Annotated in this window: 22 protein-coding genes; 9 read left to right on the top strand and 13 right to left on the bottom strand. The window is 69.6% G+C overall.

Going from position 1 to position 22,323, the window contains the following annotated elements:
- The first annotated feature begins 12 nt into the window (after positions 1-12).
- Positions 13-324 (top strand): DUF3303 domain-containing protein, encoded by a 312-nt coding sequence (locus BRW65_RS03530; protein ID WP_067279019.1) that lies wholly within the window; start codon positions 13-15, stop codon positions 322-324.
- On the opposite strand, the gene BRW65_RS03525 is transcribed toward BRW65_RS03530, so the two are convergent.
- Genes BRW65_RS03525 through BRW65_RS03495 form a run of 7 tightly spaced genes read right to left on the bottom strand, consistent with a single transcriptional unit; the run spans position 321 to position 6,658 of the window.
- A complete protein-coding gene (locus tag BRW65_RS03525) occupies positions 321-1,562 on the bottom strand; it encodes an SLC13 family permease (RefSeq protein WP_073871357.1) in 1,242 nt (413 codons plus the stop codon). The two genes, BRW65_RS03530 and BRW65_RS03525, sit on opposite strands and share 4 nt — an antisense overlap.
- Before the next feature lie 15 nt (positions 1,563-1,577).
- Entirely contained in the window at positions 1,578-2,495 is a 918-nt protein-coding gene (locus tag BRW65_RS03520) for an MBL fold metallo-hydrolase (protein ID WP_073871355.1), read from the bottom strand.
- Positions 2,495-3,253 (bottom strand): LamB/YcsF family protein, encoded by a 759-nt coding sequence (locus BRW65_RS03515; protein WP_073871353.1) that lies wholly within the window; start codon positions 3,251-3,253, stop codon positions 2,495-2,497. The genes BRW65_RS03520 and BRW65_RS03515 overlap by 1 nt, the downstream gene beginning before the upstream one ends.
- 50 nt (positions 3,254-3,303) lie before the next feature.
- Complete coding sequence (locus BRW65_RS03510; protein WP_073871351.1) at positions 3,304-4,017, bottom strand: sensor domain-containing protein; 714 nt, start codon at positions 4,015-4,017, stop codon at positions 3,304-3,306.
- A gap of 36 nt (positions 4,018-4,053) precedes the next feature.
- On the bottom strand, positions 4,054-4,914 hold the full coding sequence (locus BRW65_RS03505) for a metal ABC transporter permease (protein ID WP_073871349.1): 861 nt from the start codon (positions 4,912-4,914) through the stop codon (positions 4,054-4,056).
- Complete coding sequence (locus BRW65_RS03500) at positions 4,911-5,735, bottom strand: metal ABC transporter ATP-binding protein (RefSeq protein ID WP_073871347.1); 825 nt, start codon at positions 5,733-5,735, stop codon at positions 4,911-4,913. Before BRW65_RS03500 ends, BRW65_RS03505 begins: the two co-directional genes overlap by 4 nt.
- Positions 5,732-6,658, bottom strand: coding sequence for a metal ABC transporter solute-binding protein, Zn/Mn family (locus BRW65_RS03495; RefSeq protein WP_073871345.1), 927 nt, complete (start codon positions 6,656-6,658; stop codon positions 5,732-5,734). The genes BRW65_RS03500 and BRW65_RS03495 overlap by 4 nt, the downstream gene beginning before the upstream one ends.
- 129 nt (positions 6,659-6,787) lie before the next feature.
- On the opposite strand from BRW65_RS03495, the gene BRW65_RS03490 reads away from it, so the two are divergent.
- Positions 6,788-7,912, top strand: a complete 1,125-nt coding sequence (locus BRW65_RS03490; protein WP_139272839.1) for a LacI family DNA-binding transcriptional regulator — start codon at positions 6,788-6,790, stop codon at positions 7,910-7,912.
- On the opposite strand, the gene kstR is transcribed toward BRW65_RS03490, so the two are convergent.
- Positions 7,909-8,508 carry a cholesterol catabolism transcriptional regulator KstR gene (gene kstR / locus BRW65_RS03485; protein WP_040621610.1) on the bottom strand — a complete coding sequence of 200 codons (600 nt, stop codon included), beginning with the start codon at positions 8,506-8,508 and terminating at the stop codon, positions 7,909-7,911. The two genes, BRW65_RS03490 and kstR, sit on opposite strands and share 4 nt — an antisense overlap.
- Positions 8,509-8,844: 336 nt before the next feature.
- Here kstR and BRW65_RS03480 point away from each other — a divergent pair, with 336 nt between their 5' ends.
- Positions 8,845-10,962 (top strand): acyl-CoA dehydrogenase, encoded by a 2,118-nt coding sequence (locus tag BRW65_RS03480; protein WP_073871340.1) that lies wholly within the window; start codon positions 8,845-8,847, stop codon positions 10,960-10,962.
- A 142-nt stretch (positions 10,963-11,104) separates the two neighbouring features.
- Complete coding sequence (locus tag BRW65_RS03475; protein WP_073871336.1) at positions 11,105-11,980, top strand: endonuclease domain-containing protein; 876 nt, start codon at positions 11,105-11,107, stop codon at positions 11,978-11,980.
- Between the two features lie 89 nt (positions 11,981-12,069).
- Here the strand turns inward: BRW65_RS03475 and BRW65_RS03470 are convergent, their stop codons facing one another.
- Together BRW65_RS03470 and BRW65_RS03465 are read right to left on the bottom strand one after the other, a co-directional pair.
- Positions 12,070-12,603, bottom strand: a complete 534-nt coding sequence (locus BRW65_RS03470) for a hypothetical protein (RefSeq protein ID WP_073871334.1) — start codon at positions 12,601-12,603, stop codon at positions 12,070-12,072.
- 50 nt (positions 12,604-12,653) lie between these two features.
- A complete protein-coding gene (locus tag BRW65_RS03465; protein ID WP_073871332.1) occupies positions 12,654-13,736 on the bottom strand; it encodes a ferredoxin--NADP reductase in 1,083 nt (360 codons plus the stop codon).
- A gap of 148 nt (positions 13,737-13,884) precedes the next feature.
- Between BRW65_RS03465 and hsaA the strand changes: the two genes are divergently transcribed.
- The 4 genes from hsaA (at position 13,885) to hsaB (ending at position 17,514) form a co-directional block, all read left to right on the top strand.
- Positions 13,885-15,069 carry a 3-hydroxy-9,10-secoandrosta-1,3,5(10)-triene-9,17-dione monooxygenase oxygenase subunit gene (gene hsaA / locus BRW65_RS03460; RefSeq protein ID WP_073871330.1) on the top strand — a complete coding sequence of 395 codons (1,185 nt, stop codon included), beginning with the start codon at positions 13,885-13,887 and terminating at the stop codon, positions 15,067-15,069.
- Between the two features lie 101 nt (positions 15,070-15,170).
- Complete coding sequence (gene hsaD, locus BRW65_RS03455) at positions 15,171-16,046, top strand: 4,5:9,10-diseco-3-hydroxy-5,9,17-trioxoandrosta-1(10),2-diene-4-oate hydrolase (protein ID WP_073871328.1); 876 nt, start codon at positions 15,171-15,173, stop codon at positions 16,044-16,046.
- Complete coding sequence (gene hsaC, locus BRW65_RS03450) at positions 16,046-16,948, top strand: iron-dependent extradiol dioxygenase HsaC (RefSeq protein ID WP_073871326.1); 903 nt, start codon at positions 16,046-16,048, stop codon at positions 16,946-16,948. Before hsaD ends, hsaC begins: the two co-directional genes overlap by 1 nt.
- A 2-nt stretch (positions 16,949-16,950) precedes the next feature.
- Positions 16,951-17,514 (top strand): 3-hydroxy-9,10-secoandrosta-1,3,5(10)-triene-9,17-dione monooxygenase reductase subunit, encoded by a 564-nt coding sequence (gene hsaB / locus BRW65_RS03445; protein ID WP_073871324.1) that lies wholly within the window; start codon positions 16,951-16,953, stop codon positions 17,512-17,514.
- On the opposite strand, the gene BRW65_RS03440 is transcribed toward hsaB, so the two are convergent.
- Positions 17,511-17,963, bottom strand: a complete 453-nt coding sequence (locus BRW65_RS03440) for a hypothetical protein (RefSeq protein WP_244167974.1) — start codon at positions 17,961-17,963, stop codon at positions 17,511-17,513. The two genes, hsaB and BRW65_RS03440, sit on opposite strands and share 4 nt — an antisense overlap.
- A gap of 207 nt (positions 17,964-18,170) precedes the next feature.
- On the opposite strand from BRW65_RS03440, the gene BRW65_RS03435 reads away from it, so the two are divergent.
- Positions 18,171-18,581 (top strand): hypothetical protein, encoded by a 411-nt coding sequence (locus BRW65_RS03435; RefSeq protein WP_139272838.1) that lies wholly within the window; start codon positions 18,171-18,173, stop codon positions 18,579-18,581.
- On the opposite strand, the gene BRW65_RS03430 is transcribed toward BRW65_RS03435, so the two are convergent.
- Both BRW65_RS03430 and BRW65_RS03425 read right to left on the bottom strand, forming a co-directional pair.
- Positions 18,526-19,059 (bottom strand): nitroreductase family deazaflavin-dependent oxidoreductase, encoded by a 534-nt coding sequence (locus BRW65_RS03430; RefSeq protein ID WP_073871318.1) that lies wholly within the window; start codon positions 19,057-19,059, stop codon positions 18,526-18,528. The genes BRW65_RS03435 and BRW65_RS03430 overlap by 56 nt on opposite strands.
- Positions 19,060-19,070: 11 nt before the next feature.
- Entirely contained in the window at positions 19,071-22,220 is a 3,150-nt protein-coding gene (locus BRW65_RS03425) for a serine/threonine-protein kinase (protein WP_073871316.1), read from the bottom strand.
- Positions 22,221-22,323: the final 103 nt, after the last annotated feature.

Here is a 22,323-nt window from a genome sequence, read left to right as displayed (position 1 = left end):
AAGGAGAGCGCGATGAAGTACGTAGTAGCGTGGACATACCGCCTGAACGGCACGGCAGCCGAGAACGACGAGAGCCTGCGACGCGGCTTGGCTGCCTACTCGAAGTGGTCGCAACCGCAGACCACGACGTATCACCAGTTCGTCGGTCGCATCGACGGTGGCGGCGGATTCGCGGTGGTGGAATCCGACAACCCGGCCGATTTGGTCGAGACCACAAGCCAATTCGCCACGATCCTGGACTACCAGATCTATCCGGTTGTGGACATCGCCGAAGCCGCGCAGGCGCTGCAGCAGGGAGTGGAATTCCGGGAGGCGATCGGCTAGGCGCCGAACACCCGCGCCGACGCCCACAGTGCGAGCACGGCGAGCACCAGGGACACCGGCACGGTACACACCCCGAGGCGGGTGTATTCGCCGACACCGGCGTCGACGTCGTGCTGGCGAAGCACCCGCCGCCACAACAGGTTCGACAGCGAACCGACGTAGGTCAGGTTCGGCCCGATGTTGACACCGAGCAGGACGGCCAGAATGGCGACCGGTCCGCTCGGCGCCACCAGGGGCAGCAGCACCAGGGTCGCGGGCAGGTTGTTCACCACGTTGGCCAGCACGGCGGCCACCGCCGCGATGGCCAGCAATGCGGGCAACGTCGAGCCGGACGGCAGCACCGCCGACATCGCCTTGTCCATGCCGTTGACCATGACCGCCCGCACGACCACACCCAGCGCGAGCACGAACACCAGGAACGACACGTGGGCCGACCGCGCGATGTCGATCACCGAAGTATGCCGACGGCTCAGGCTGCGCACCGCCAGCGCCGCCGCGCCGGCGAAAGCCACCCAGGCCGGGTCCACGCCGACGGACTGCGCCACGGCGAAGCCGGCCAGCGTGAGCCCCACGACCACCAGCACGAGCACCGGCGGCCGAGGCGCCGGCCCCGGTTGCTCCGGATGGGGCTGCACGCGCAGATCGCCGGCGAAGAACCAGCGGAATACCGCATACAACGTGACCACCACGCTGACCCATGGCAACGCCATCAACACGGTGAACCGAATGAACGAAAGGTTGGCGGTGTGAAACGCAAGCAGGTTGGTCAGATTGGACACCGGCAGCAGCAGGGAGGCGCCGTTAGCCAGGTGCGCGGTGGCGTAGGCGTACGGGCGCACCGGGGTCCGCAGCCGACGGACGGCGGCCAGCACCACCGGGGTCAGTAACACCACCGCGGTGTCCAGGCTCAGCACGGCGGTGATCAACGAGGCGATGACGAACACCCGGCGCAGCAGGCCCCCCGACCCGACGCTGCCGCGCGTGATCGCCGCACCCGCCGCCTCGAACAGGCCCTCGTCGTCGCACAGCTTGGCGAGCACCAGCACCGCGCCCAGGAACCCGACCACCCCGGAAAGCCCGGTCACCTCGTCGACCGCCTGATGCACCGATATCGCACCGACCGCGATCAGGACCAGGGCCGCGGGAACCGCCGCCACCGCCTCCGGCAAGCCCCGCGGGCGCACGACCGCGAAGGCCAGGACGGCAGCGAGCAGCACCAGCGCAAGGGTCAAAGTCAATGTATTAAAACCGTTTCAGGCCCAGGGGTTTTCGCGTCGCCAGACCGTCGGCAGGTGCAGCGCGACACCGTCCTGTGCGGCCAACTCGTCGAGGATCCGGATGGAGGAGTCCAGGTCGTCGCCGGCGTAGGGCAAGGCCCGCAGCGGCTTTGACAGCGGCCGGAAGAAATCGTCCCAGTGAATCATGATCACGCGGCGCGCCCCCACCGCGCGCACGGTCTCGGTCCAGTAGTCGGTCAGGTATGACCTCGGCTGTAGTCCCAGCTGCCCGACGGACAGGTAGGCGGCGTCGGCGCGGTGACCGGCCAGCGCACCCTTGACGAATCCGGCGCTGCCCTGGATCAACAGCCGCCGGTCCGTCCGACGGTGGTGGACCAGCGTCGACCAGGACTCGCCGCAGCGGTAGGCGGACGCCCTGACCGGCGGGGTCAGTGGCGCGTCGATCGTGCCGGGGAACCGGTCCGGCGGGCAATGGTGGGATTCCACCAGCGTCACGTCGTAGGCGCCCAACGTGATTGGCTCGCCGCTGGCGGCGATCACGAGACGGTCATCGGGCAGTCCGTAGCCACGCCCGACATTGGCGGCCGACCGTCCGCCCACCAGTCGCGCGCCGGTGCGGTCGGCGACGAGCGCGGAATCCAGCGCGTGGTCGATGTGGGTGTGCACCGGGACGACCGCGTCGAGCGCGGACACCTTGGCCCGCGCCAGGCAGCCGTCGACCCGGGCCGGCGAAGGTGCGACCTTGCCCGCGGCCACCCGCGCCAGGCTCGGCCGGGAGAAGTAGCCGTCGGTCAGCAGCGCCGACGAGCCGTCGTCGATCAGCAGCGTCGCGACGCCCATCCACATCGCCGATAGGGACCCGGCTTCGGCGGCGGGCGCGTCGAACCGATCCGCGTACCGCGCGATGTCGGGCCGACCGAGCTTGAGCCGCATCAGCTGAACGCCGCGATCTGGACGTCGGCGGCCGTAAGCCCGTCGCGCACGGCCGTGGCGATCTGCACCGCGCCGGGCGAATCACCGTGCACACAAACCGATTCCACCGCCACGGTGATCGGTGTGCCGTCGACGGCGGTGACGCGGCCCGACGTCACCATGCCCACCACGCGGTCGGCGATCGCCGCCGGGTCTCCCAGCACCGCGCCGGGTTCGCGGCGGGACACCAGCTGGCCGTCCGCCCGGTAGGCGCGGTCGGCGAACGCCTCGGCCACCGTGCGCAGCCCGCGCTGCGAGGCCTCGTCGAAGAACGCCGAACCCGCCATGCCCAGGACGGGTAGCGCGGGGTCCACCATCCGCACCGCCTCGGCGACCGCGCCCGCCTGGTCGTGGTTGGTCACAATCGTGTTGTACAGCGCGCCATGGGGTTTGACGTAGGACACCGCGGAGCCGGCCGCGCCGGCGATCGCCTGCAGCGCGCCGATCTGGTACACCACGTCGGCGATCAGGTCCTCGGCGGCGACGTCGATGAAGCGCCTGCCGAACCCGGCCAGGTCGCGATAGCTCACCTGCGCGCCGATGCGGACGCCGCGGTCGGCGGCCGACCGGCAGACCCGTAGCAGGGCGGCGGGGTCCCCGGCGTGAAACCCGCACGCCACGTTGGCGCTGGTGACGATCCGCAGCATGGCGTCGTCGTCACCCAGGCGCCAGACGCCGAAGCTCTCGCCCAGATCGGCGTTGAGGTCGATACGGGCCACCCGCCCAGCTTATGGGAGCGCCATCCGCAGAGGCGGTCGCCTTCCCGCCGCTACCGGGTGACGATCGCGGCCGCGATCTGCTGGGCGACGTCGACCGCGGCCGCACCGGGCAGGAAGGACCCGCAGGCCGCCACATCGATGACGATGTTGTTGCGCGCGGTCAACGCGCGCTGGCACCGCCAGCCGTCTTCGCTGCCTTCCTGCTCTTCGGACGTGCTGAGCGTGCCGCCGACCTTGTGGGAATCGGCCACCGCCCACGCGACCTCGGGCTGCCCCGGCGGATGGTCGACGAATCGGCGATTGGCGCAGGCGGACCACCTCCGGACCGACGCGTCGTAGAACGCGTTGGCCTGCCGGGCCGTGGGGTAGGCGATCACGGCCTGGTTGACGGAGTCGTTGCGCACGTTGGGGTCGTCGTAGCTGTCGTCCAGTCGCTCGCCGCGCACCGCGGTCCAGCCGGTGTCCGCATATACGGCCTGCTGCGCGGGCCCGGCCATGGCCAGGCAGCTCCTCTCGCTGAACGTCTGGCTGGAGTCCCACATGTCCTGCGTGCGGTACCGGACCCGCATTCCCGCACCCAGGATGTCGTTGACCTTCCTGTCGTCGAGCAACAGCGCGTCCAGGGCGGTGACGGCCACCGGGGCCTGTGACAGCGGCCCGCGCGTGTCCGCGGGCGCGGGGCTTCCGCCGACGACGGTGGTGCAGCCGGGCGTGAGGGCGCACACCGCCGCCTGCACGGCGATCGCGAATTGCCTACGCACCAGAGCCTTTCGGACGCGGGCCCGTCTGTGCCGACCAGCTTAGGCGGCGAACTCGTGTCGGCGCCCCAGCATCCAGCAGACCAGGTAGATCAGGAAGGAAATCCCCGCGACGAAGACGGACACCGGGACGCCGGGCGCCAGCGATAGCACGATGCCGCCGACGGCGGAGACCTCGGCGAAGACGACCGAGGTCATGATCGCCGCCGCCGGCGAGGCCACCACCCGGGCGGCCGCCGCCGCCGGCGTGATCAGCAACGACATCACCAGCAGCGCCCCGACGATCTGCACGGCCTGCGCGGCCACCACGCCGACCAGGGCGGCGAACACGATGCCCAGCGCCCGGACCGGCACCCCGCGGGCCGCGGCGACGTCGGGGTCGACGGTGGCGAACAACAGCGGGCGGTAGCACGTCGCGATGACGGCCATGACGAGCAGGCACACCAGCGCCAGCATGCCCAGCCCGGTGTAGCCGACGCCGACGATCTGTCCGGTGAGCAACGCGAAGCTGGTCGCGGTCCGGCCCGGGTAGAGGTAGATGAACAGCACCGCCAAGCCCAGCCCGAAGGCCAGCACCACGCCGATGACCGAGTCGCGTTCGCGGGCCCGCCGGCCCAGCACGCCGAACAGCGCGGCCGCCAAGGCGCTGCCGACCAGCGCGCCCACCCCCACCTCGGCGCCGACCAGCAGCGCGAAAGCCGCTCCGGTCAACGATAGTTCGCTGGAGCCGTGCACCGCGAACGACATCTGCCGCATCACGATGAACGGCCCGATAAGCCCGGCCACCAAGCCCAGCAGCGCGGCGGCGAGCAGCGCCTGCTGGACGAAGTCGTGGCGCAGGAGGTGGGCGGTGACGTCGAAGTCGAGCAGGTGGGCCAGCACGCCGGTGAGCCGGTGATTCACTGGTGGACCCGGTCGGTCGTCTCGCCGACCACCACGTAGCGGTCTTTGACCTTCACTACCGCAATGTCGGCCCGGTACAGCGTCGAGAGCGTCTCGGTGGTCATCACCTCGTCGACGGTGCCGATCCGGAACCGTCCGTCGACCAGATAAACCAGCCGGTCCACGTACGGCAGGATCGCGTTGAGGTCATGCGTGACGACGATGACGGCGGTCGCGGCATCCCGGCGGCGGCGGTCGATGAGCGCGGACACCAGTTTGGCGTTCGCCGGGTCCAGGGCCAGCAGCGGCTCGTCGCACAGCAGCAACATGGGGTCGCTGACCAGCGCCTGCGCGACGCGGATCCGTTGCAGCTCGCCGCCGGACATCACACCCACCCGGACGTCCGCCAGGTGTTCGGCGTTGACCTGCCGCAGGGCCTCGGCGACCATCGCGCGGCGGCGGGCGCGGTCGGCGGATCTCAGCGGAATGCCGCCCCAGCGGTGCCCGTCGACGCCCAGCCGAACCAGGTCGCGTCCTCGAAGCATCACGTCGTGGTCCATCGGCCGGTGTTGCGGCACGTAGCCGATGCGTCCGCTGCCGGAGCGCGTCGGCTGTCCGTCCACCAATGCGGCGCCGGCGGACAGCGGCAGCTGCCCCAGCAGCACCTTCAGCAACGACGTCTTGCCGCTGCCGTTGGGGCCTAGGACGGCGATGAATTCGCCCGGCGACACCGATAGGTCGAGGTGGTCCCACAGCACCCGGTCGCCGAACGCCAGCCGCGCGCCGCGCAGCGAGACGGTATCCGGTCGGCGGTCGACGGCGCGGACCGCGTCGAGGCTCACGGCTGCACTGACCGGCGCGACTGCAGCGCGATCAGCAGCTGGTTGACCGTGTTGCGCTGCCACGTCAGGTAATCCGTGCCGTCGGGCAGCGTCTCGCTCACTTCCGTCACCGGCACGCCCGCGCGTCGCGCGGCCTCCCGCACGCCGTTGATCGCGGGGGTCGACGTCTGCGGGTTGACCAACACCGCCGACACCTGATGGTGGTCGATCAGGTCGAGGACGACGGCCATGTCGGCGGGCGAGGGGTCCGTCCCGTTCTCGTTGGCCGCGGTGAAGGCGGCCGGCGTGCGGTTGACCAGACCGGACGCCGCCAGCAGGTAGTAGCCGACGGGTTCGGTTGCGATGACCCCGGTGCCGGGGAAGGCGCTGGCGATGGCGTGTTCTGAGATGGCGATCGCGTCGGCCCCGCGGCAGAACCCGGCGGCGTTGGCTCGGTAGTCGGTGGCGTGGGCGGGGTCGATGCCGGCGACCCGGTCGGCGATCGCGAAGGCGACCGATTTGGCGACGTCGAGGTCGTAGAAGACATGCTCATTGGCCGGCTGCTCCGCCGAGTCCTTGTGGAACGAATAGGCGCCGATCGCTTTGACGCCGGGGTGGTCGGCCAGCACCTGGTCCACCCAGGGGTCGTAACCGCCGCCGTTGTACACGACCAGGCTGGCGTCGGCGATGGCCGCGGCGTCCGCGGGGCTGGCTTGGTAGGAGTGCGGGTCTGTGTCGGACCCCGTCAGGACGGACTTGATCGCGAGGTGGCCGCCGGTGATCGCGCTCGCCACGCTGCCCCAGACCCCGGTGGAGGCCACGACCGCGGCCGCCCGCGGGTGCGCCGGGCCGCCGCAGCCCGTGCCGGCGGCCAGCAGGACCAGCAAGGCCGGCAGCCAGTGCCGCGCGCGGGCCACCGCGATTAGTCCCCGCGTCAGCGCCATGCGTGCGTCCGATGTCCTCTCGCCGGCCGGTCGGCCGACCCACAATACTAATGAAAATCGTTTCCATTACCAAGTGACGAGTGGAAGCCGCTTAGGCCCGCATGCGAATTCGCTGTAGCGTCACCGACTGTGAGTCCCGCACTCCCCCGCAAGCGGGAGGGGGCACCCCCCTCTGGGGGCGTACCCCCACGCCGGCGTGCGACTCTGGCATCGCTGGCGGACGAACTGAAGGTTTCGCGCACCACGATCTCGAACGCCTTCAACCGGCCGGACCAACTCTCCGCCGACCTACGCGAACGCGTGCTCGCGACCGCCAAGCGGCTGGGGTACGCGGGTCCCGACCCGGTGGCGCGCTCGCTGCGCACCCGCAAGGCCGGCGCGGTCGGCCTGGTGATGGCCGAGCCGCTGACCTACTTCTTCAGCGACCCGGCGGCGCGGGACTTCGTCGCAGGTGTCGCGCAGTCCTGCGAAGAGCTGGGGCAGGGCCTGCTGCTGGTGGCCGTCGGGCCGGGCCGCAGCATGGAGGACGGGACGGGCTCGGTGCTCGGCGCCGGCGTGGACGGCTTCGTGGTGTATTCGGTGTGCGACGAGGACCCGTACCTACAAGTCGTCCTGCAGCGCCGGTTGCCGGTCGTGGTCGTCGACCAGCCGAAGGACCTCTCCGGTGTGTCCCGGGTGGGGATCGACGACCGGGCGGCGATGCGTGAACTGGCCGACTACGTGCTCGGGCTCGGGCACCGCGAGATCGGGCTGCTGACCATGCGGCTGGGCCGGGACCGCCGGCAGGGGCTGGTGGACGCCGAGCGGCTGCGGTCGCCGGCGTTCGACGTGCAACGCGAACGCATCATCGGCGTCTGGGAGGCGATGTCGGCCGCCGGACTCGACCCCGCTGCGCTGACCGTGGTGGAGAGCTACGAACACCTGCCGGAGTCCGGGGGGACCGCCGCCAAAGCGGCCCTCGAGGCCAATCCCCGCATCACCGCGTTGATGTGCACGGCGGACATCCTGGCCTTGTCGGCCATGGATTACCTTCGCGCACATGGCATTTACGTGCCAGGCCAGATGACCGTCACCGGTTTCGACGGCGTGCCCGATGCGATCGGCCGGGGGTTGACCACGGTGGCGCAGCCGAGCTTGCAGAAGGGCCGCCGGGCGGGGGAGTTGTTGTTGCGTCCGCCGCGCTCGGGCCTACCGGTCGTCGAGATCCTGGACACCGAGCTGATCCGCGGCCGCACCGCCGGTCCGCCGGCCTAGCCGCCGTTCTGATCCCCGATCAGCAACCGCACGGCCAGATCCAGCCGCTTGCTGACGTCGGTCGCCGAGGCTCGCCTCGTGAGCCAGGCGAGCAGGTTGGACAGCCACACGTCGGAGATCACCCGGGCGATGTGGTACTGATCCTCGGTCGGTTCGCCGTCGGCCATCGCGCGGGCGAACATGGAGTCGATCAGCTTCTCGACCTGGTCGACCTCGCTGGCCGCCGACGCGTCCGCGAACACGTAGGCGCGCGTCATCGCCTCGGTGAGCAGCGGATTGCGCTGCATCGCGCGGTTGAGCTTGCCGACCATGAAGTTCAACCGCTGAAACGGCGTACCGCCGGCGACCGACGACCGGTCGGTCTTGGCGTCGATGCGGCTGAACTCCCGGCCCAGCGCCGATACCAGCAAGTGCACCTTCGACGGGAAATACCGGTACAGCGTGCCCACCGCCACATCGGCGCGGTCGGCGACGGCGCGCATCTGGACCGCCTCGTAGCCGCCCTTCGACGCGATCGCCATGGTGGCGTCCAGGATTCGCTTGCGGCGTTCGCGCTGTGCTTCGGAGCCCAGTTCGGATTCCGCCAATACCGCCACGTTCATCACCTCGCGCGGCTGCGAGTCGGAAGCGCGGCTCGCGTTGGGCCTCGAGTTGGCGCTGGCTGGCATGTGACGGTTTGCTCCTGTTCCTGGCGGCTCGCTTGCAAACGATACGCATGCTGAGTGTGAATTTCCCACCTCCGTACCGCCGGGACAGCCGCGTGTGCTGCTGTGATGGCGTTCGACTTGACGGTCGATCGCTGGCACTATTAGAACACGTTCTAGTCAGCGACGAGGCCGGTTGCGCAGCGAGCCGAGCCGAGCAGGAGAATCGAGAGCTAGGGGTCGTAGGCCCCGAGTCACGGCGAGTCAAAGGACGCGGAGGTCCCGAGGGTGGTAGCGACCGTCACAGACGAGCAGTTCGCGGCGCGTGCCCTGGTGCGCGACTGGGCCCGTAATTCGACGTCGGGGCCGGGCGGGACGACGGCGATCCGCGAGGTCGAGCGCGGGGACGCGGACGCGTGGCGCCCCGTCTTCGCCCGGCTTGCCGAACTCGGAATCTTCGGCGTCGCGATCGCCGAGGACCACGGCGGCGCCGACGGCAGCGTGGAGGACCTGTGCGCCATGGTCGAGGAGGCGGCCAAGGCGCTGGTTCCCGGCCCGGTCGCGACCACCGCGCTGGCGACGCTCGTCGTCACCGATCCCGAACTGTTGGCGGCACTGGCCGCCGGCGAACGCTTCGCCGGGCTGGCCCTGGAAGGCGACGCCCGGTTCGACGGCGAGCGGGCCTCCGGCACCCTGCCGCTCGCACTGGGCGCGGCCGAGGGCGGTGTGGTGCTCGTGCCGGCCGACGGGAAGTGGCTCCTCGTCGACACCGAGAGCGACGGCGTGCGGGTCGAGCCGCTGGAGGCGACCGACTTCTCCCGCCCGTTGGCCAGGGTGGTGCTGATGTCGGCGCCGGCCGCCGTCGTCTCGGAGTCGCGCGGGCGCGTCGACGAACTGGCGGCCACCGTGCTGTCCGCAGAGGCGGCCGGCCTGACCCGATGGGCGCTGGACACCGCGGTCGACTACGCCAAGGTCCGGGAGCAATTCGGCAAGCCGATCGGCAGCTTCCAGGCCGTCAAGCATCTATGCGCGGAGATGCTGTGCCGCGCCGAGCAGACCGAGGTGGCCGCCGCCGACGCCGCCCGCGCCGCGGCGGATCCCGATCCGGACCAGTTCTCCATCGCGGCCGCGCTGGCCGCGAGCATCGGCATCACCGCCGCCAAGGCCAACCTCAAGGACTGCATCCAGGTGCTGGGCGGCATCGGCTGCACCTGGGAGCACGACGCGCACCTGTATCTGCGACGGGCGCACGCCATCGGCCGGTTCCTCGGCGGCGCAGAACGCTGGTTGCGCCGCGTCACGGAACTGACCCAGGGCGGGGTGCGGCGCCGCCTCGGGATCGACCTCACCGGCGTCGAGGGCCAGCGCGCGGAGATCGCCGCGGCCGTCGCCGACATCGCCGCGCTGCCCGAAGAGAAGCGGCAGGCGGCGCTCGCCGAGGCCGGGCTGCAGGCGCCGCACTGGCCGGCGCCGCACGGGCGTGGCGCGTCACCGGCCGAACAATTGCTGATCGATCAGGAGCTGGCGGCCGCCGGCGTGGTGCGCCCGGATCTGGTCATCGGTTGGTGGGCGGCGCCGACCATCCTCGAGCACGGCACACCGGAGCAGATCGAGCGCTTCGTGCCGGGCACGCTGCGCGGTGAATTCCTTTGGTGCCAGCTGTTTTCCGAGCCGGGAGCCGGCTCCGACCTGGCGTCGCTGCGCACCAAGGCCGTGCGTGGTGACGGCGGCTGGCTGCTCACCGGGCAGAAGGTGTGGACGTCGGCGGCCCACAAGGCCCGGTGGGGCGTGTGCCTGGCGCGCACCGACCCCGACGCCCCGAAGCACAAGGGCATCACCTACTTCCTGGTGGACATGCGCTCGCCCGGCATCGAGATCCGCCCACTGCGCGAGATCACCGGTGACTCGCTGTTCAACGAGGTCTTTTTGGACAACGTGTTCGTGCCCGACGAGCTGGTGGTCGGCGCGGTGAACGACGGCTGGCGGCTGGCCAGGACCACGCTGGCCAACGAGCGGGTCGCGATGGCCACCGGCACCGCGCTGGGCAACCCGATGGAGGAGCTGCTCAAGGTGCTGGGCGAGCTCGACCTGGACGCCGCGCAACAGGACCGGCTGGGCCGGTTGATCGCCATCGCCCAGACCGGCGCGCTGCTGGACCAGCGGATCGCCCAGCTCGCCGTCGGTGGGCAGGACCCGGGGGCGCAGTCCAGCGTTCGCAAGCTCATCGGCGTGCGCTACCGGCAGGCGCTGGCCGAGTACATGATGGACGTCTCCGAGGGCGGCGGGCTGGTCCGCAACCACGCGGTGTACGACTTCCTCAACACCCGCTGCCTCACCATCGCCGGTGGCACCGAGCAGATCCTGCTCACCGTGGCCGCCGAGCGGCTCCTCGGCCTGCCGCGCTAGGGGCTCTCGTCGAGCCTGACCGCCTTTCGCCGAGCCTGACGGGCTTTCGTCGAGCCTGTAATTTTGCAGTCCCTTACTCGCACTTTGTCTGCAGATTTACCGGCTCGCCGAGTTGTCGGTGCCCTGGGCCACCATTCGGCCCATGGGCGGGGTGTTGATCGGTAGCGAAGCCGTGGCGCGCGGAGTGGTGACGCGCCATGAACTGCGACGTTGGTATGCGCCGATCTACCCGGGCGTGTATGCCCCGAAGCGGCAACAACTTTGGCTGCGGGACAGGACCGAAGGTGCCTGGTTGTGGTCCCGGCGCAGGGCGACGATAGCGGGCGTCGCGGCTTCGGCCTTGCACGGTGCTCGGTGGGTTGACGACGACGTCCCCATCGAGTTGGTCTGGTCAAATACGCGGCCGCCGCGCGGAGTGGTCGCGCGCGAGCAGTCGCTGGCCGACGACGAGACCGCTTGTATCGCAGGGTTACCGGTGACCACCGCCGTGCGAACGGCGTACGACCTGGGCCGGTATCTGCCCCACGGGCAGGCGGTCGCCCGTCTCGACGCATTGATGCGCGCGACGCCGTACTCCACGAACGATGTGCTGCTGCTCGCCGAGCGATATCCCGCTGCTCGCGGGTTGCGCCGGCTGCGCTCGGTCCTGCCCCTTGTCGACGGCGGTGCCGCGTCGCCGAAGGAGACCTGGCTGAGGCTTCTGCTCAACGATGCCGGCTTGCCCACCGTGATCACCCAGGTACCGGTGGTCGACGGGTACCGGCCTGTGGCCATGCTCGACATGGGCTGGCCGGAGTTCGGCGTGGCCGTCGAGTATGACGGTGACCATCACCGCAGCGATCGGCGTCAATACGTCAAGGACCAGTGGCGGCTACGAAAGCTTGCGGACATCGGCTGGGTCGTTATTCGGGTGATCGCCGAGGACAAGCCACAGGACATCATCGCGCAGGTCAGGCGGGCGCTCATCGCTCGAGGTTGGCGGCTCGAAGGAGCGGCCCAAGCCCCGTTGGCGGGATGACCGCGGATGGCCGTTCATCGAGCCTGTAGTTCCGCAGCCCCTTACTCGCACTTTGTCTGCGAATTTACCGGCTCGGCGCGATGAGAAGCTCAGGAGAACGTGGTGACCGCGCAGGTGCTGGGCGAGGTGATGTTGACCCCGGGATAGACCACCTGGATGTGGGTGCAGACGATGACGTTGTTGTCGGTCTTGGGCTGACCGGTCTGCCAGTCGGTGGAGTCGATGCGCCCGGTCGTCTGGTACTTCTCCGGCGGGCCCTCGCCGAAGTAGACGGTGGTGATCTCGTCGGAGCCCATCGACTTCATCACCCGCTCGTGCTCACCGTTGGCATGCGCGTCCAGGTAGGCCAGCCGGTTCGACGAGCGGATCTCGGTGGTCTGTCGGGCCCAGAGGCCGTTCGGGAAGCCGGTCACCCCGTCGGGCGTCAGCATGTCCGCCCCGGCCGTGAAGTCGCAGTGGCCGTCGGCCTTGAAGCAGTTCAGGATGGTGCGCGTCTCGAGCTGGTTGGGCCCGTCGAGCGGGAACAACGTGGTGGCGGTGTTGCTGGCCGCTCCCGCGACCGGGGCGGCCAGGAACGTCAATGCCGATCCGATGACCGCACACCCGGTGATCAGTCGCTTCATGTTGCTCCCCTTTCGGTTCGCCAACCCTCAAGGTGAACCCAACCCCGCGACTATTCGTCGTAGGTGACTTCTACCGAATCAGATTCCGGGTGAGATTGACAGGCCAGGATCAGGCCGTCGTCGAGGTCCTGCTGCTCGAGCACATCGTTGACCTCCATGTTCACCTTCCCGCTGCGCAGGGTGCACGCGCAGGCGCCGCAGTGGCCCTCGCGGCAGGAGAACGGCGCGTCGAGGCCCTTGGCCAGCAGGACGTCGAGCAACTTGGCGTTGCGCGGCCACGACACGGTGTGGGTTTCGCCGTCGAGCTGCACCACCGCGGTGGCCGGCGGCGAGTCGCCCGGGGCGGTGTCGTCGATCTTCACCGCCGCGAACGGGTCAGAGTCCAGCGACTTGAACACCTCGATATGCACCTGCGCCGCAGGCACTTTCAGCGATTCCAGCGCCTCGCGTGCCGCGTCCATGAAGGGTCCGGGCCCGCAGATGTACACCGGCCGGCCGGTATACGGGGAGGCGAGCCTCGCCAGAGCGGCCACGCTCGGCATCCCCTGCAGCGATTCCAGCCAGTGCAGCACGGTGAGCCGGTCGGGGTACTTGGCGGACAGTTCGCGCAGCGCGTCGGCGAAGATCACCGACCTTTCGTCGCGGTTGGCGTAGAGCAGGGTCACCTGGCCGCTGCCCTCGGCGAGGGCCGACTTGGCGATCGACATGATGGGGGTGATCCCGCTGCCCGCGGCCATCAACAGGAAGTCGTCGTCGAGCGTTTTCGGCACGAAGTTGCCCGACGGGGCCAGCACGTGGATCCGCATGCCCTCCCGCGCGTGCTCGCACAGCCAGTTGGACGCGTAGCCGTCCGCGGTCCGCTTGACCGTGACGGTCAGCGCGTCGTCGGTGAATGGCGAGCTGCACAGCGAATAGCAGCGCGCGACCGACCCGGTGCGCTCGCTGGGAACGCGCAACGTCAAGAACTGGCCGGGTGCGTAGCGCAGCCGCTCGGGCGGGACGGCGGGATCGCCGGGCTCGTCGGGTACGGCGAACACCAGAGACCGCGCGTCGTCGGTTTCGGCGACGACCTTGGCGATCTGCAGTTCCAGTACGTGGTCACCGAGCGGCTCGTCGAGGTTGGCCTCGGCCAAGACCCCATCCTCCCTTTCGTTACAACTAGAACATGTTACAGAAAAGCGGATTCGTATCGCTACCAGCCGCAGGAATACCCTGCTCGACACAAATCGGAACGTGTTCTAGTCTCTGGTGTAAGCCCGCACTCTCAGGAGGCAAACTTAAGTGACGTCCATTAAACAACGTGACGCGCAGTCGGTGTTGGCCGGCATCGACGATCTGCTGCCGCAGATTCGGGAGCGTGCGCAGGCAACGGAGGATTTGCGGCGGCTGCCCGACGAGACCGTTCAGCAACTGCAGGACGTCGGGTTCTTTACCCTGCTTCAGCCCGAGCAGTGGGGCGGCCTGCAATGCGATCCGGCCCTGTTCTACGAGGCGGTGCGGCGGCTGGCCAGCGCGTGCGGGTCCACCGGCTGGGTGAGCTCGATCATCGGGGTGCACAACTGGCATCTGGCGCTGTTCGACCAGCAGGCGCAGGAGGAAGTGTGGGGCGACGACCCGAACGTGCGTGTCTCGTCGTCATACGCGCCGATGGGCGCCGGCGTGGTGACCGATGGCGGTTATCTGGTCAACGGTTCCTGGAACTGGTCGTCGGGGTGTGACCACGCCACGTGGGCGTTCCTGGGCGGCCCGGTGATCAAGGACGGCCGCCCGGTCGACTTCGGCAGCTTCTTGATCCCGCGCAGCGAGTACCGCATCGACGACGTGTGGCATGTCGTCGGCCTGCGCGGCACCGGCAGCAACACCGTGGTGGTCAAGGACGTCTTCGTGCCCCGGCACCGGTTCCTGTCCTACAAGGCGATGAACGACGGCACCGCCGGCGGGTACCAGACCAACACCGCCCCCGTCTACAAAATGCCATGGGGCACAATGCATCCCACCACCATCTCCGCGCCGATCGTCGGCATGGCCTACGGCGCGTACGACGCGCACGTGGAGCACCAGGGCAAGCGGGTGCGCGCGGCGTTCGCCGGGGAGAAGGCCAAGGACGACCCGTTCGCCAAGGTGCGCATCGCCGAGGCGGCCAGCGACATCGACGCCGCGTGGCGCCAGTTGAGCGGCAACGTCGCCGACGAGTACGCGTTGCTGTCCGCCGGCAAGGAGATCCCGTTCGAGCTGCGCGCCCGCGCCCGTCGCGACCAGGTCCGCGCGACCGGGCGGGCGATCGCATCCATCGACCGGCTGTTCGAGGCCTCGGGTGCCACCGCGCTGGGCAACGACCAACCGGTGCAACGCTTCTGGCGTGACGCGCACGCCGGCCGGGTGCACGCGGCCAACGACCCCGAGCGGGCGTACCAGATCTTCGGGAACAACGAGTTCGGGTTGCCGCCGGGCGACACGATGGTCTAGCCGTGCTCGCCGGCGACGATGCAGAGCCAGGGAGCGATGCGGGGGCACTCCCCAACTCCGCGGGGGCCCCACCCGCTTGCGGGGGAGAGGAGCGGCGCTGAATGACGGCCACAACGGGGGAGTTGACGTTCGAGTCAACCTCGCGCTTCGCCGAAGTCGACGTCGACGGGCCGCTGAAGCTGCACTATCACGAGGCCGGGGTCGGCAACGACCAGACCGTGGTGCTGCTGCACGGCGGGGGTCCCGGCGCGGCGAGCTGGACGAACTTCTCGCGCAACATCCCGGTGCTGGCGCGGCGATTTCATGTGCTGGCCGTCGATCAGCCCGGCTATGGGCTTTCGGACAAGCGCGCCGAACACGGGCAGTTCAATCACTACGCCGCGCGGGCGCTCAAGGGGCTTTTCGATCAACTCGGCCTGGGACGCGTTCCCCTGGTGGGCAATTCGCTGGGCGGGGGCACCGCGGTCCGGTTCGCCCTCGACTACCCGGACCGGGCCGGCCGGCTGGTGTTGATGGGGCCGGGCGGGCTGAGCATCAACCTGTTCGCCCCCGATCCGACCGAGGGCGTCAAGCGGCTGGGGAAGTTCTCCGTCGAACCCACCCGGGAAAACCTCGAGTCGTTCCTGCGGGTCATGGTCTACGACCAGAAGCTGATCACGCCCGAGCTGATCGACGAGCGGTTCGCGCTGGCCAGCACGCCGGAATCGCTGACCGCGACCCGGGCGATGGGAATGTCCTTCGCGGGGGCCGACTTCGAGCTCGGCATGATGTGGCGCGAGGTGCACCGGCTGCGCCAGCCCGTGTTGTTGATCTGGGGTCGCGAGGACCGGGTCAACCCGCTGGACGGCGCGCTGGTCGCGCTGAAGACCATTCCGCGTGCGCAGCTCCACGTCTTCGGGCAATGTGGGCACTGGGCGCAGGTGGAGAAGTTCGACGAGTTCAACAAGTTGACCGTTGATTTCCTGGGAGGCGCGTGATGAGCATCCGTTCGCTGGGCTATCTGCGCATCGAGGCCACCGACATGGCGGCCTGGCGTGACTACGGCCTGAAGGTGCTCGGCATGGTCGAGGGCAAAGGCAACACCGAGGGCGCGCTATACCTGCGCATGGACGATTTCCCGGCGCGGCTGGTGATCGTGCCCGGCGAGCGGGACCACCTCATGGAGGCCGGCTGGGAATGCGCCAACGCCGAAGGGCTGCAAGAGATCCGAAACCGGCTCGACGTCGAGGGCGTGCCCTACAAGGAGGCCACCGCCGCCGAACTGGCGGACCGCCGGGTGGCCGAGATGATCCGGTTCTCCGACCCGTCCGGCAACTGCCTGGAGGTGTTCCACGGCGTCGCGCTGGAGCACCGGCGCGTGGTCAGCCCGTACGGGCACAAGTTCGTCACCGGTGAGCAGGGTCTGGGACACGTGGTGTTGTCCACCCGCGACGACGACGAGGCGTTGCACTTCTACCGGGACGTGCTCGGCTTCAAGCTGCGCGACTCGATGCGGATGCCGCCGCAAGTGGTGGGCCGGCCCGCGGACGGCGCGCCCGCGTGGCTGCGGTTCTTCGGCTGCAACCCGCGTCACCACAGCCTGGCCTTCCTGCCGCTGCCGACGCCGAGTGGCATCGTGCACCTGATGATGGAGGTCGAGAACGCCGACGACGTGGGCTTGTGCCTGGACCGGGCGCTGCGCCGCAAGGTGCCGATGTCGGCCACCCTGGGCCGGCACGTCAACGACCTGATGCTGTCCTTCTACATGAAGACACCCGGTGGGTTCGACGTCGAATTCGGTTGTGAGGGAAGGCAAGTCGAGGACGACGACTGGGTCGCCCGGGAAAGCACCGCCGTGAGTTTGTGGGGCCACGACTTCACGGTCGGCGCCCGCGGGTAGTCATGTCGGCGCCGATCGATCCCCGGGCCTTCCGGCAGGTGCTGGGCCAGTTCTGCACCGGCATCACGATCATCACCACGGTGCACGACGAGGTCCCGGTCGGCTTCGCCTGCCAGTCTTTCGCCGCCCTGTCGCTGGACCCGCCGCTGGTGTTGTTCTGCCCGACCAAGGTGTCGCGATCCTGGCAGGCCATCGAGGCCAGCGGCCGGTTCTGCGTCAACGTGTTGACCGAGAAGCAGAAGCACGTTTCCGCGCGCTTCGGCTCGAAGGAGCCGGACAAGTTCGCCGGAATCGACTGGCACGCCTCCGAACTCGGCTCGCCGATCATCGACGGTTCGCTGGCCTACATCGACTGCACGGTGGCATCCGTGCACGACGGTGGCGACCATTTCGTGGTGTTCGGCGCGGTGCAGTCGTTGTCGGAGGCGCCCAAGATCAAGCCGCGCCCCCTGCTGTTCTATCGCGGGGAGTACACCGGGATCGAACCGGACAAGACGACGCCGGCGCAGTGGCGCGACGACCTGGAGGCGTTTCTCACCGCCACCACTCAAGACACCTGGCTCTAGGGCGTCCCGCGATACGTTTCCTGACGCGTGGCCTCGACGTCGGTCCTGGGGCCGTGCGTCGCCGCGGAAGTGTCGGGATCGTCGTGTTCGCCGGCCGGCTTCGCGTCGCCGGCCGGGTGCAGCTCGTCGGCGCGCTGAAGCTGCTCGTGCAGTTGTTCGCGCGATGCCGCGACCTCGCTTTGATGGTTGGCCGCCCGTTCCTGCAGGCGGGCGGCCTCGGCCGCTTTGGCCTCCGCCTCGGCCTGGGCGGCGCGGGCTTTGGCGGCCGTCTCCTGCGCGAGGGCTTCGCGGCGTTCGACCTTCGCCGTCTCCAGCTTGGCCTGTTCGCGAATCTCCTCCGCGTGCCGTTGCCGGCGCCGGCTCCTCGTCCTGCTGACCGCCAGCAGCGCGGCGACCACCAGTACTGCCGCGACGACGGCGACCACGATCCAGATAGCGCTGGTATTCATCATGGGCTCCCATCAGATCGGTTTCCGCCTGGCGCTGGCTCATAGGGGGTCCCCGTATTTGGCGCAAGTAAAACAACCGGGACGGATCGGTGGACCCCGGACCGGAGTGACCTTGTCCCCTACCCGTCGCGGCGGACGTCAGAAATCATCGGATCGCCTAATCGGATGGGCAGGCGGGCGGCAGAGCCGCTCAGATAGGTGGGGTTGATGGCGCTGTTGCGGTTCGCCTACTGGGCCGGTGCCGTGGTGGATGCCGTCATGGTGGTGCCACTTCTGGTGCCCCGCGTCGCCGCCGCGATGCTGGGTCTGCACGGGTTCGCCCCGGGCCCCGATTACCGCTACGCCGCCGCATTGGGTGCAGCCCTGATGGGCGGGTGGACGGCGCTGCTCGTATGGGCCGGCTGCGCACCGGTCGACCGGCGAGGGGTACTGCTGCTCACGGTGTTCCCGGTGCTTGCGGGTCTCGCGGCCGCGGGTGCTTACGCGATCGGCAGCGGCCTCGTGCGCGCCGGCTACATGGCGCCGGTCTTCGCGGTCCAGTTGGGCCTGACGGTGCTGTTCCTCACTGCCTACCGGCGTGCCCGTGCCCTTGCCGACGAGGCGGACCGTCAGCGGTGATCCGAAAGACCGGGTAGCTGTCGGCGATCCGCTCGAATGCTGTCAGCGGTGCGTCGCTGGCGAGGGGGATGTGGGGGCGCGCCCCGGGGGCGACCGCAACGTAGCGACGCAAGACGGGCGCACGGTCCTTGCTGGCGACCTCGACCAGTCGCACCGCTTCACGGTGCCCGCGGCGCACGACGGCCCGCCCGCCGGCAGCGCGGACATTGCGCACCCAATTCACCTCATTGCCGAGCGTCGATACGAGGTAACGCCCGCCGTCATGATCGACGACCACCACGGGGACCGACACCGTTCGTCCGGACCGCCGCCCCCGCACCTCGAGGGTCATCGCCCGCGCCGGGGACAGGACACCGGCCGAGTACTGCACCGCGGAAAGCCGATTCAACACCCGGGCCGGAAAGCCCGGTCTGCCACCGCGATACATCCACCGCTTGGCGCCGTACAAACAGCCGGCGGCCCATCGCAGGGCGCTCATGGTCTCGGTGGCTACATGAAGTCCAGCGCCTCGACCGTCGCGATCGGGCCCTCGTGGGTCGGGCGGTTCGCGCCGCCGATGCAGTAGATGGTGTTGCCGACCGTCGCCACCACCTCGGCGTGCCGCGCGGTGGGCATCGGGGGCAAGGTGCTCCACTTCGCGTCGGCGATGTCGTACATCTCGACCACGTTCAGCACCATCGTCGGTTCCTCGCCGCCGACCACCACGATGCGGCCGTCGATGTAGGTCGCGCCGTAGCTGCCGCGCGGGGTCGGCATGCCCACCAACTTGGTCCAGTTGCCCGATTGGGGATCGAACCGCTCGTTCGCCGCGGAATTCTTGTCGGCGGACAGGAACCGGCCGCCGATCGCATACACGTAGGTGCCATCCGATACGGCGGCCAGGTGTTCGCGCGGCGTCGGCATGTCGGCGGCGTCCGTCCACGAGTTGCCGTCGAAGACCTCGGTCTGCGGGACGAGCTGTTTGGCGTTCTGCCCGCCCACCGCGACGAGTTTGTCCCCCACCACCGCCGCGGCCGGCGCCGCGCGGGGGTGCGTGAGATGTGGCAGCTCAACCCAATTGCCGCCGCGCAGGGCGAACACCTTGTCGGACGCGTTGGCGAGCTGGTCGCTCGCTCCGCCGAGCACCACCACCTCGCCGCGGTAGGTCGCCGCCGCCGCGTGATGCAGCGGGATGGGCAGTGGCGGCCCGGTCTGCCAGACGCCGGTGTGCGGGTCGTAGCTCTCCACGGTCTGCAAGGCGGTGCCGTTGCGCAGACCGCCCAGGATCCAGATCTTGTCGTCCTGCACGGCCCAGGCCATCATCAGCCGGGGGGTCGGCGCGTCCGGCAGCGTGCGCCACTGCGACGCCGGCTGGATCCGGCGGGCCGGCAGCTTCAGGGCTTCGGCCGACGAGGTGAGCTGCCCGTCGCCGACGGCGGTCGACCCGCCGATGGCGTACACGGACTTCTCCACCGCGTCGACGGCCATGCCGTGCCGCGCGGTCATCATGTCGGGCAATCCGGACCACGCCTTGGTCATCAGGTCGAGCGCGGAAACGCTCTTGAGCACCTGCCCCGCGGACACCCCCCCGGCGGCGACCAGGCGCCCGTCGACGATCGCGACCCCGAGGTCGCTGCGCGGCTGGCTCAGCGGGGGCAGCGGCGACCAACCCTTCGCGGCCGGGTCGTAGGCCTCCACCGTCGGTAGGTCGGCGGTCCCATTGGTGCCACCGACCGCGTACACCAGCTTCCCGTCCGAGGCCGCCGCCAGCATCTGCCGCGGTGTCGGGATCGGCGCGCCGAGGCTCCAGGCGTTGCCGTCGAACACCTCGGTGGTGTTCAGCAGCGCGCCGGACGCGTCGACACCGCCCGTCACGACCAGGCGGTCGCCGACCACCGCCGCCGCCGCGGCCGCGCGCGGCTGCAGCAGATGCGGAAGCTCCACCCAGCGGCTGTTGATGACCCGCCAAACCTGTTCGGAGGCAACGTTTTTGCCGCCCTCGGACTTCCACCCGCCGAGCACGACGGGGTTTCCCTGCCAAGTCACCGCCATCGCGTGTGAGACCGGGACGGGGAGATCGTCGCCGCCCTTCCAGCTGTCGATGACGGGGTCGTAACCCTCCTGCAGTCCGGTGAAGGCGCCGTCGCTGCGGATCCCGCCGAAGATCCAGATCGTGCCGTCGGCCTGCGTGGTGGCCGCCGCGTCCCGCGAAATCCGGGCGTTGGTGATCGGTTTCCATTGCATGGGCGGCTGCGCGGTCGGTTGGCCGGATGCGCCTTTGGAACCGGCTTTGTTGTCGGGCGAAAGCGCGAAATAGATGCCGCCGACGACCAGGAGCAGGACCGCCGCCAGCGCGCCGGCCGTCAGCGCGATGCGGTTCCGCTTCTTGCCCGGCTCCGCGAACCACGCGGCCGCCCGTGCCCTGGGACCCCGTGGCGGGCCCTGGGCGCCGCCGTTCGGCCCCGACGGCCCGGCGGCTTGGGGTGGCCGCGCCGTAGGCTGCGTCGACGACGCTTGCGCGGCGCGCAGCAGGTTGGCCGCCGCGGGCAACTCGGCGGGCCCCTGCGGAAACGCCGCTGTCTGCAGCGCGTGTTCGCTCGCGATGGGGGCGCTGATCGCGGAGGTCGGGTCGTCGTGCCCGGCCGGTCCCCGCGTCGGTGGGGGCATGCTCGCGGTGTGCAAGCCGGACGGCCGCGCCACCTCACTGTGTCCCCCGGTGGGTGCGGCATAGGGCGCGTCGGTCGCGACGGCCGACGGGCGCCCGGTGATGGCCATCGCGTCGGGCTTCAGACCGTTGGCGCGCTGGGCGGCCTGCAGCTCGCGGCCGAACTCCTCGGCCGAGGCGGGCCGCTCGGCCGGGTCGATGGACATGGCCCTCTCGATCGCCGTGCACACCGCGTCCGGGATGCCGTCGGGACGCATGTCGGGGATCCCCGTGGTGCTGATCCGCAGATACTGGGCGATCAGGTCCTCGCCCTTCTTGCGCTCGTGCGCGGCGTTGCCGGCGATGAGCGCGTAGAGCGTGGCGCCCAGTGAATACATGTCGGAGGCCACCGTGGCGGGATTGCCCGTCATCACCTCGGGCGCGGTGAAGTCGATGGTGCCGGAGAAGAACCCGGTCGCCGTCTCGTATCCGCCTTCGATGTGGGCGATGCCGAAATCACTGAGCTGCGGCTCGCCGTAATCGTTCACGAGGATGTTCGCGGGCTTGATGTCGCGGTGCAGCGTGCCGGTCCGGTGCGCGGTTTCCAGCGCGCCGCAAAGCTTTACGCCGATGTGCAACGCCTCGGGCCAGGACACCGGACCCTCCCGGCGCAGCCGGACGGCCAGCGAATCCGCTGAGTGGTAAGGCATCACGATGTAAGGTTTGCCGGTCGGGGTGACGCCGACCCGCAGGATGTTGACGATGTTCGGGTGCCCGGAGAGTCCGCCCATCGCATAGCCCTCGCGAAGGAACCGCTCGCGGCTGTCCTCGTCGATGTGCGACGGCAGCACCTTCACCGCCACGCTTCGCCCGAGAGCTGTCTCGTAGCAGCAGTAAATGACCCCGGCCCCGCCGCGGGCCACTTGCCGGGCATCCTCGAATCCCGCGGCCGCCAGCTCCGCGGCGATGCCGCTCGGTACCGGTGCGACACTGTCGGGCCGGGGCTCTTCAGGCATTTGCTGGCGCTCAACCCTCCGCGAATATGATCTTGGCGAGCTCAGATTAGCGCTCAGAACCTCACGGATGTGCTTTTCCGGAAACCTTCGTTCGCCCGGTGGT

It is taken from the genome of Mycobacterium paraffinicum, from assembly GCF_001907675.1.
Lineage (GTDB): Bacteria > Actinomycetota > Actinomycetes > Mycobacteriales > Mycobacteriaceae > Mycobacterium > Mycobacterium paraffinicum_A.
Note: the sequence above shows the minus strand (reverse complement) of the source record. Positions and strands in the feature narration are given on the sequence as shown.